The following is a 4,565-nucleotide window of genomic DNA, read 5'->3' as shown; positions in this document are numbered from 1 at the left end:
CCCGGGCTCCGAGGTCACGGTCGCCGGCGTCCGCGTGGGCAGGGTGCTCGGAGTCGGGCGGGAGGTCGGCCCCCTGGGCGAGACGATCGCCGTCGTCGACTTCGAGGTCGAGCGCTCGGCGCCGGTCGCGAGTGGCGCGCGCGCGTCGGTCCGCTACGGGGACATGCTGGGCATCCGCTATCTCTCCCTCGATCCCCCACAGGACGGCGGACCGGCCGTCGGCGGTGCCGACCCGCTGCCGGAGGGGACGCGCATCCCGCTTGAGGCCACCACCGATCCCGTGGACCTCACCGCGCTCGTCAACGGGTTCAAGCCGCTGTTCGAGGCGGTGCGGCCGGACGAGGTCAACACCCTCTCGCGCACCGTGGTCGCCGCGTTCCAGGGCGAACCGGGTGCCATGGACGTCCTGCTCGCCCGCCTGGCGCTGCTGAGCCGGGACATCGTCGGTAGACAGGACGTGTACACCCGGCTCGCGGACAACATCACGGCGCTCAACACCACGCTCACCGAGCGGGAGGAGGACCTCCAGCGGCTGGTCAGGGGACTCGACACCGTCTCCGGGGCGCTCGCGGACGGCGGCGGGAACGACCTCGCGGTGCTCATCGAGCGCGGGGACGCGGCCACCGCGACACTGGCCTCGATGCTCCGCGAGACCGATCCGGATCTCCGCGCGAGCGTGGACGCCGCTCGTCACACGACCGACGGGTGGATCCCCAACACCCCGGCGTTCGACACCGCGATGGGCAAGGCCCCGCTGTTCGCCCGGGAGGTCAACGCCCAGGCTCAGAAGGGTGGCTTCCTGGCCCTCTACATGTGCAACTTCACGGTCAAGTGGGACGACTGGGAGACCAGCCTGTTCGGCTACCGGAACTCGGGGGCGTGCCGATGAGTCCGATCACCATGGTGCGGGAGAGTCTGGTCGACCTCGTCCGCGACCCGAGGCACACCCGTCGCGGCAACACCGTCTTCGTGGGAGCCACATCGATCCTGCTGGTCATCGCGGTCTTCGCGGCGAGCATGGCCCTGCTCCGACTCTGGTACGTCCTGCGCACCGACCACTACGCGGCCGAGTTCGCCAACGCCGGGGGGGTACGGACGGGGGACCCGGTCCTGGTGGCCGGCGTGCCCAGTGGCCGCGTGGACTCCCTGACGTTGGAGCACGGGCTGGCGGTGGTGGGGTTCCGGCTCGACCGGGGCCAGGACCTGGGCGAGGCGAGCACCGCCACGATCGGTCTCAAGTCGATCCTCGGGAACAGGTTCCTCGAGGTCACGCCGGCGGGCGGGGGGGACCTCGGCCCGCACCGGCGGATCGGGGTGGAACGCACCACGTCGCCGTACATGATCGACGACATCGGGGGAGCGGTCACGGACCTGGCCGAGGAGCTCGACACGAGGGCCGTCAGCGCGATGATCGACAGCCTGGACAGCATCCTGCCGCAGGACGCCGGGGCCGCCGGTCAGTCGATCGACGACGTCTCCGCGGCCCTGGGTCTCCTCGCCCGCGAGGACGCGCGGATGTCCGGGGTGGTCACCACGACCCGCGAACTGACCGGGGTCCTCGTCTCGCAGGAGGCGGGTATCCGAGCTCTGACCGACCAGTCACTCGTGTTGGTCACCGTGCTCACCCAGCGTCGTGAGGCGCTCAGCTCCCTCGTGTCGTCCCTGGAGGATCTCGCGACCCGGGTGCGGGTGCTGCTCGACGAGGAGGCCGAGGACGTGGACCGCGTGCTGGGCAACATGCGCTCGATCAGCGAGACCTACCAGAGGAACATCGACGCGATGGACGAGGTGCTCACCCGGATGCCACCAGGACTCCGCGCGGTCACGGACGCGGCCGGGAACGGCCCGTGGACGGATGTCGCCACACCGACCGGCCCGATCCCGGATTCGGCGCTCTGCGCCCTGGGGGTGATGGACGGATGCAACTGAGACGTGTGAGCCGGACCAGGGTCGTCGCGATCCTCGTCACCGCCCTCGCCACCGTCCTGGTGTTGGCCTCTCTGCTCTCCGGCGCCCGGGGAGACGGCGGTCGCCAGGTGATCACGGCCGAGTTCGCCTCCGCCGAGGGCGTGTACGTCGGTTCGCAGGTCCGGATCGTGGGGGTCGAGGTGGGGATCGTGGAGAAGGTCGAGCCGACGGGGGACCTCGCACGGGTGCGGCTCTCACTGGAGCCCGGTACGCGGTTGCCCGCGGACGTGGGGGCTGTGGTGATGAACCCGGCCGTCATCGCCGACCGGTTCGTCGAGCTCACCCCCGCCTACGTGGGCGGGCCGGCGTTCCCGGACGACGGGGTGATCCCGGCCGAGCGGACGCGGGCACCCCTCGACTTCGACGAGTTCGTCTCCAGCCTGGACACCCTGAGCTCGGCGTTCTCGCCCGGAGCCGACGAGGTGGCACGTGGTCTCGACCGGGGGGCCGAGGCCCTCGACGGCCGGGGGGAGACGCTGAGCCGGGCCATCAGGAACCTGTCCACGGTCTCGGCGGTGGGCGGGGACCGGGCCGAGGATCTCGACGCGATCGTCACCGAGCTCGCGGTGCTGATGGACGCCGCGGGCGGTCGCGACCAGACCATGCGCGACCTCGTGCTGGGACTCGACGACCTGGGTCGGCAGCTCCGGGACGACCAGATCGACGTGGCGGCCCCGGCGGAGGACCTCCGTGTGATCCTCGACGAACTCGACGCGATCGTCGCCGCGCGCGGGGACGACATCACCGGGACGACCACCGCGACCCGCGAGGTGACGGCGTTGTACGCCCGCCACCGCGCGGACTTCGCGGAGTTCCTGGATCTGTACCCGGTGATGATGGAGAACCTCGCGGCCGGGATCGGACCCGACGGTCGCGCGCGCATCCGCCTCAACGTCTCGTCCAACATCACCCACTTCGCCCGTGGCCGCGAGCTCTGCCGGCGTGAGCCGCTCCCACTGTGCACGGGCGCCGGCCTGACCAACCCGCTCATGTTCCCGGTCGAACAGAGTGACCCGATCGGCCTGGTCGGGGCGTTCGAACGAGTCGCGGGGGGTGGATGAGAGCCATGCGTGAGACCAGAACCCGTCCGCACCTGGTGCGCGGACTCGTGGCCCTCCTCGGGGTGGCACTGCTCGGGGGTGCGGCGATGGTGGCCGTGAACACGCCACAACTCGCACTCCAGTCTGTTCCCCTGGGGATGGACACCGGGGAGGGCTCGGCGGACGTGGAGATGCGGTTCGAGCGCGCCGACCGGCTCGCACCCGGAGCGGAGGTCCGCTACGGGGGACGCCTCGTCGGCCGGGTCCGCAGCGTCGGCACCGACGGAACCGAGGCCGTGATCGGCGTCCGCCTCGAGGGTGACTCCGGCGTCCCCGCCGGCGTCTTCGCCGAGATCCGCTTGCCCACCGCCCTCGGCAGCCCGTTCATCGCGCTCACCCCGCCGGCGGCGCCCGCGACCGGTGCACTACTCGAGGACACGGGGGTCGTTCCGCGGGTGCACACCGGCGTCGGTCCGGATCTCGAGTCCAGCCTCGCCTCGCTGGGACTGCTGCTCAACGGGAGTGGGATCGCGCAGCTCGGCTCGGTGATGGAGGAGCTCACCGTGGCCCTGGACGGGCGAGGTGAGGAGATCGGGCGCATCCGGGAGCGTGGGGACCGCGCCCTGGAGTTGTACGAGGCGAACCGCGACGAGATCGACCGGACGATCCTCGCCCTGGACCGGGTCAACGCCTCGCTCGCCGGTCGCCGCGAGCTCATCGACCGCGGCATGCGGGTGTCCGCCGACCTCGTCTCGGAGGCGGCGGCCAGTCGGGAGACGATCACCGCACTCATGGACACCACCACCGCCCTGACAGTGCAGGTCGAGCAGTTCACCTCGGCCACGGACGGGCGCCTGACGCCGTCACTGCGCACACTGACCGTCCTGCTCGAGGACATGGAGGGCTTCGGGGACGAGGTGGCCCCCACCCTGGACGCCCTGCAGCGCTTCGTCACGAACTTCGACGTCGCGATCCGCGGGGACCACATGATGTTCGACGGCGCGCTCGACCTCCCCGGCTCGCTGGATGCCCTGGGCACCGGCGGTGAGGCGCGCGCGGGTCGACCGCTGCCGCCCGGTGCCACCGGCCCCCCCGACGCCCAGCCGCCCGTGGGGGGTGCGGAGCGTGTCAAATCAATTGAGACGTGCAGTGGTCGGTTGAGCCTGGCTAGTTTCGGCTGATCGGGCTGCGGGGTCGTTGATGGTCACTTTCTCTGGTAGCCGGGGTGGGCGCGGGCGCCGGGTGAACCGTTCAGGGTGCTTGGCGTAGGCAGCGTCGAGCACGAGCTGCCGCTTGTCGCGGATGTGATCGGCGGTGCCGTCGTGGACGCTGGCCGGGGTGTGCAGTCCGATCCCGCTGTGCCGGTGTTCGTGGTTGTACCAGTGGGTGAACCGGTTCATCCAGGCACGGGCGTGGCCGATGCTGGCGAACCGCTCCGGGTAGTCCGGTGTGTACTTCATGGTCTTGAACTGAGACTCGCTGTAGGGGTTATCGTTGCTGGTGCGCGGCCGATTGTGCGACCGGATGACATCCAGGTCGACCAGCAGCGAGGCCAAT

The 4,565-nt window shown here is 70.8% G+C and carries 5 protein-coding genes; 4 read left to right on the top strand and 1 reads right to left on the bottom strand.

Annotated features, from left to right (window positions below; translation table 11 throughout):
• The 4 genes from G6021_RS02950 to G6021_RS02935 all read left to right on the top strand — a co-directional run.
• A partial coding sequence (locus tag G6021_RS02950) for an MCE family protein (RefSeq protein ID WP_182640636.1) occupies positions 1–889 on the top strand: 889 nt, incomplete at its 5' end.
• A complete protein-coding gene (locus G6021_RS02945) occupies positions 886–1,929 on the top strand; it encodes an MlaD family protein (protein ID WP_182609784.1) in 1,044 nt (347 codons plus the stop codon). The genes G6021_RS02950 and G6021_RS02945, both read left to right, overlap by 4 nt.
• Positions 1,920–3,029 carry an MCE family protein gene (locus G6021_RS02940; protein WP_182640635.1) on the top strand — a complete coding sequence of 370 codons (1,110 nt, stop codon included), beginning with the start codon at positions 1,920–1,922 and terminating at the stop codon, positions 3,027–3,029. The genes G6021_RS02945 and G6021_RS02940 overlap by 10 nt, the downstream gene beginning before the upstream one ends.
• Before the next feature lie 5 nt (positions 3,030–3,034).
• Positions 3,035–4,189 carry an MlaD family protein gene (locus G6021_RS02935; protein ID WP_182640247.1) on the top strand — a complete coding sequence of 385 codons (1,155 nt, stop codon included), beginning with the start codon at positions 3,035–3,037 and terminating at the stop codon, positions 4,187–4,189.
• Here the strand turns inward: G6021_RS02935 and G6021_RS17090 are convergent.
• Positions 4,142–4,565, bottom strand: a 424-nt coding sequence (locus G6021_RS17090; RefSeq protein ID WP_241736402.1) for an integrase core domain-containing protein, incomplete at its 5' end; no start/stop codon positions are given. The genes G6021_RS02935 and G6021_RS17090 overlap by 48 nt on opposite strands.

This window comes from Dietzia sp. CW19 (assembly GCF_014145265.1).
Taxonomy (GTDB): Bacteria; Actinomycetota; Actinomycetes; order Mycobacteriales; family Mycobacteriaceae; genus Dietzia; species Dietzia natronolimnaea.
The sequence above is the reverse complement of the archived record's forward strand: the minus strand, read 5'-3'. Positions and strand labels throughout refer to the sequence as shown.

What these genes read in the sequence shown, in the direction of transcription:
- G6021_RS02945 (WP_182609784.1), top strand. Translation starts at nt 886, where the DNA reads ATGAGTCCGATCACCATGGTGCGGGAGAGTCTGGTCGACCTCGTCCGC.
- G6021_RS02940 (WP_182640635.1), top strand. Translation starts at nt 1,920, where the DNA reads ATGCAACTGAGACGTGTGAGCCGGACCAGGGTCGTCGCGATCCTCGTC.
- G6021_RS02935 (WP_182640247.1), top strand. Translation starts at nt 3,035, where the DNA reads ATGCGTGAGACCAGAACCCGTCCGCACCTGGTGCGCGGACTCGTGGCC.